Below are 4,628 nucleotides of genomic sequence, written 5' to 3'. Positions count from 1 at the left end.
GACCACCTCCAGCCGGAAATCGCCAACTCTCTCAAAGCGCATTTCCTCAGCGAACCACTGCGCGACTGGGACATTTCCCGCCCCGCCCCTTATTTCGGATTTGAGATTCCCGACAGCCCCGGCAACTACTGGTACGTGTGGTTCGATGCCCCGATCGGCTACGTCGGTTCTACCAAGCAGTGGTGTAATCGGGTGGGAGAGGATCTGGAAACGTGGTGGCGCAATCCCGAGACGGAAATCCACCACTTTATTGGAAAAGACATCACTTATTTTCACTGTCTCTTCTGGCCGGCCATGCTGAAAGTGGCCGGTTTCAATCTCCCGCGGAAAATTCACATCCACGGCTTTCTCACCGTCAATGGTGAGAAGATGTCCAAATCGAAGGGAACGTTCATCAAGGCGGAAACCTATCTCCGCCATCTCGATCCGTCTTACTTGCGGTATTACTACGCGGCCAAGCTGACCTCGCGGGTGGAGGACCTCGACCTCAACTTTGAAGAATTCGTCAATCGGGTGAACAAGGACCTGGTGGGAAATATCGTCAATCTGGCTAGCCGCTGTGCCCGGCTCATCGAAGGCTCCCCCCTCTCTGCCACCTATCCGGAAGATGGCGGCCTCTTTGCCCAGGCAGCCGCGGACGGCGACGCCATCGCAGAAGCCTACGAACAGTGCGACTTTGCCCGCGCTATCCGGATCATCCTGGCGGCTGGTGATCGGGCCAACCAGTTCGTCGATCGCATGGCGCCGTGGAATCTCAAGAAAGACCCCGCCCGGCAGAAAGAGCTTCAGGATGTCTGCACCATCGGCCTCAACCTCTTCCGGCAACTGGTCATCTATCTTGCCCCGGTGTTGCCGCGGCTGGCGCGGCAGACCGGCGAGTTGTTCGGCGATCCGATCGTTTCCTGGGCACAGGCCCAGCAACCCGTGCTCGGCCGGATTGTAGCCCCCTTCAAACACATGATGCAGCGGGTGCCTCGGGAAAAGCTCAGCGCGGTGATCGAGGAAAGCCGCGAGGAAGATGAAAGCGCGAAGGCGTCAGCAGGGACGAAAGCCTCCCCATCCACTGGTCAGGATTCCGATGAACCCCTCCGGCAGGAGCCGCTGCTGGAGAACACCATCACCATCGAGGATTTCACGAAGATCGATCTCCGCGTGGCGCGGGTCCTTGCTGCGGAAGAAGTCCCCGGCGCGGACAAGCTCCTCAAGCTCACCCTCGGTTTGGGCGGGGATGTCACACGTACTGTTTTCGCAGGAATCAAAAAGGCTTACAAGCCGGAGAGCCTCGTGGGGCGGTTGGTGATCCTGGTAGCCAATCTCGCACCGCGGAAGATGCGGTTCGGGGTCAGCGAGGGGATGATTCTGGCGGCCGGAACAGGGGATGATCAGGTGTTCCTGCTCGCGCCCGACGAGGGCGCCAAGCCCGGCCATCGCGTTCACTGATCTCTACCCAGCCCGCCGGACGCTCGGCACCCCGACCCCGCTTCACAGCCCGCCGCTCACTGCGCGTGACGTTTTTGAATGGCGGCCACCTGAGCCTGTCGGGCATGCCACATGGCTTCTTCCGCCTCTGCGATCAAGCCCGCCTTCTGGCAGATCAAACTCAGCGCTACAAAACTGAAGGGGTCTTCGGGTTCCAGCTCGCAGACCTTGCGGGCATGCTCCACAGCCTTCTCATGTTCTTCGCGTTTGCTGTAGAAAACACTCAGGGCCGCATGCGCGAGCGCGTAATTGGGGTCCGTTTCCAGCAGTTCATGGAGCTTCTGAATGGCTCCGTCCAGATCACCTTTCTGCTGAAGCTCAATCGCCTGATCGTACATTTCATCCACACTGACCATCATTCTCCTCCACAGTTGTATGTGCGTTGTCCAATCAACCGGAAAAATCCTTCAAGCCCTGTGATGATCGCCTTGCTCCCGGCGTCCATTGACATCTGTTCCCATTGTATACCGCCGGGTCACTTTCGCGTTCGCTTCCTCCCCAATGCCGTCTTTGGATTCGCCACAATCCCCGCGCGGGTGATGCCGTTTTGATCAAGCCCTTCGCAACGCGCGAATGTTTAAGTGTATGAGCTGAGCAGCCTCGAGGCCAGGGCCACGTGGGAGGGGCACGCCTGTCCTGCCCGACACGACGAAGACGAAATGGATATTTCCGGCGTTGAGAAACGGACGTGACGAGCGGGTCTCTCCGAATATGGAGTGCAAGGTTCGGAGGGGCACGCTTGTCGTGCCCGGGGAGAGGGAATGGGCCATCGAGCGGTGTTGATCGGACCTGACAAGCAGGTCCCTCCGGAAGACGGACGTGACAAGCACGTCCCTCCGGAAAAGGTCCCTCCGAGAATCTGCTAATCCAAAGAGAAGTTGGTACCCCGAACTGTCGGCATCTTAACACGCCGGGCGTGAGCCGTTTTTCGTTGGACAGCCCTCTGCCGCCGCTCCTCCGGATATTCCATGGTGCCGATAGCGCTCCATCCAGATGACCCGCCCTCTTTCCTGGAAACCCACCCGATCCATGAACCCTCGAATGAGGCAAAGCCCACGGCCGCTCGTGGAGTTGAGATTCTCCGGCAAGGTGGGGTCGGGCACAGCCGCAGGATCAAATCCTTGGCCCTCGTCCGCCACCTGAAGGTCTATTTTGTGGGGATAGAGACGGTAACTGATCGTCACCTTCTTGCGAGGATCCCCTCGATTGCCGTGTTTGATCGCATTGCTGAGGGATTCTTCCAGGGCGAGGTGGACAGCGAAGATGTCGTCCTGGTGCCAACCAGCCCGACGCAGTTCGTCAAGAATCCGCCCGATCACGCGCTGCGCATCCTCGCATGTGCTCGCAATCACGATCTGTTCGCTCCGATCAGGGGTATCGGCGGAGGCCATCATTCGGGCCGCGTTCTTCTGCTATCGAAATCGTCATTATGGATACATCTCCCCCACTCCCCAAAGCCCGCTAATATAGTCTACGCACCACAGCCCCGCCAGAGCACGTCCAAACCACCGGTTGTTCGCTGCCCGGCTCCATGTGCGTGGGTGTCTGGCCAGCAAGCACATAGGCCAAGCCCCTTCCGAAGTCGCCATGCGCTGTCAACCGTGGCATGCGGGACAGTTTCGCGCCAAGCCGCCAAGCCGGTGGTTGTGGGGAGACAGAAAACGCCTTCTCCTTTTTTGTCGCGTTTTGTGGCGCGCGTGCACTGGCGACCAGCCTATCATGAGCGCGTCCAGGGTAACCAGTTCAAAAAAGTCGCCCACATGACCGCGCCCAAAATCGTCGTCTGGAGGAGCAACACGACCAGATGTCCGACTCGTATCGTGCGCCTCTCGGCAGACGCCATCAAATACCCGGTGCTGTCTGATTCTCCCTCAGAGGAGGCCAATTCCGCGGAGGGTTCTGTCTGGAACTTTGCCCGCGATCGCCTCCGCATCCAATAGAGCGCACCCCCGACCAGAGCCAGGCCCGCTGCCGCAAATAGGCCGGCTCCCGCCAGCTCCGAATACCCGAAAAAGTTCGACCACCACACGGAGATCCCGACCAGGAAAGCAAACAATCCCACGCCGGCCTGGGATATCCTGCCACGGTTCAATCCTTGCACAACGTTTCCAACCGCCAGCACGCCGATTCCACCGACCGCCAACAAGAGCGCACCCATTTTCTCCACGGAAAGCGATCCTCCCGCCAGTATGCCAAAATACTGGCACAGCCAGATGAGAAGACTCAAAAGGATGCAAATCACTGGTAAGGCCGTGCGTCCCAGCAACTCCCGCCGCACCGCCGTGGTGTCCTGGCGTCGCCGCACTTGTCTCCACGCAGCAGCGAGGAGCGCGATCGTTACGATAATGATAATCGACGTCCGCAACACAACCAAAAAGGTCCCAAACGGGCTGATGGCGGGAGTCGCTTCATAGCGGTACACCTCTCGAGAGTTCAGGAATCCCCAGCCGATGAGCGACAGCAGCCCGCCCCCGATCATGCAGCCCTCGGCCACAATGGCACCTGCGGGGAGGACTTCTCCGCAAAGCCACAGGACGGCCCCAACGGCGGCCGTCATGGCGAACGTGCAGCTCTCCCACTCGCCTGTCAATTCGCGCGGTACGGCCAGCAGAAACCACAGGGCAAGTGCGCCCATAGAGCAGAGAATGGCGAGTTGATTCTTCCGCTTCCACGCCAGCCACAGAAGAGATGTTAGGACAATCATCGCGAGAATAACCACAAAAGCATGGGTGACGAGTGAGCTGTAAGACCCCAATCGCAGTAAATCGACCCGGACGTTTGACTCGGTCAAAGCCGTCAGGAGAAGACCCGAAATCAGCAAACTCTGCAACAGAAGGATGTCCTTCAAGAGAAAAGCCACGCCCCAGATGCCGATCGTCCACAGACATGTCCCCCAAACTGTTTGCATGGGGAGATTGAAAATTTCAGGAATGAAGAACAAGGCGCCGCCAAAGTAGATGCTCGTTCCCAGAAGCAATCCCTCGCGGAGCGCTCGTTGGAAGGAGTCGCTCCCACTCGGCAAGAAAATCAGACCGTGCCAGGCAAAAAACACTAACCAAACCACCCCCAGACGAACTTCTGCCGACACAACATTCCGGAGTGCATGAATGACCAGCAAACTGGCCAGCGCGATGAGCGTCCCTCCAATT

At 58.7% G+C, this 4,628-nt stretch carries 4 protein-coding genes; 1 reads left to right on the top strand and 3 read right to left on the bottom strand.

The genetic code is table 11. The annotated features are described in order from the left end of the window. Window positions 1–1,440: methionine--tRNA ligase subunit beta (gene metG / locus H5U08_RS10610; protein WP_297032826.1), on the top strand; the 1,440-nt coding region annotated here is incomplete at its 5' end. A gap of 56 nt (window positions 1,441–1,496) precedes the next feature. On the opposite strand, the gene H5U08_RS10605 is transcribed toward metG, so the two are convergent. The 3 genes from H5U08_RS10605 to H5U08_RS10595 all read right to left on the bottom strand — a co-directional run. Next, window positions 1,497–1,838 carry a tetratricopeptide repeat protein gene (locus H5U08_RS10605; RefSeq protein WP_297032825.1) on the bottom strand — a complete coding sequence of 114 codons (342 nt, stop codon included), beginning with the start codon at window positions 1,836–1,838 and terminating at the stop codon, window positions 1,497–1,499. A 543-nt stretch (window positions 1,839–2,381) separates the two neighbouring features. Next, window positions 2,382–2,873, bottom strand: coding sequence for an ATP-binding protein (locus H5U08_RS10600; RefSeq protein ID WP_297032823.1), 492 nt, complete (start codon window positions 2,871–2,873; stop codon window positions 2,382–2,384). Between the two features lie 323 nt (window positions 2,874–3,196). Continuing rightward, window positions 3,197–4,628 (bottom strand): hypothetical protein (locus H5U08_RS10595; RefSeq protein WP_297032822.1); only part of this gene is annotated, 1,432 nt, incomplete at its 5' end.

Origin of the sequence: Thermogutta sp. (genome assembly GCF_014359955.1) — a bacterium.
In the GTDB taxonomy this organism is placed as follows: domain Bacteria; phylum Planctomycetota; class Planctomycetia; order Pirellulales; family Thermoguttaceae; genus Thermogutta.
This window is presented reverse-complemented; position numbering and strand designations above follow the sequence as displayed.

Excerpts from the sequence above, each read along its gene's own strand:
- H5U08_RS10605 (WP_297032825.1), bottom strand. The coding sequence starts at position 1,838 with ATGATGGTCAGTGTGGATGAAATGTACGATCAGGCGATTGAGCTTCAG.
- H5U08_RS10600 (WP_297032823.1), bottom strand. The coding sequence starts at position 2,873 with ATGATGGCCTCCGCCGATACCCCTGATCGGAGCGAACAGATCGTGATT.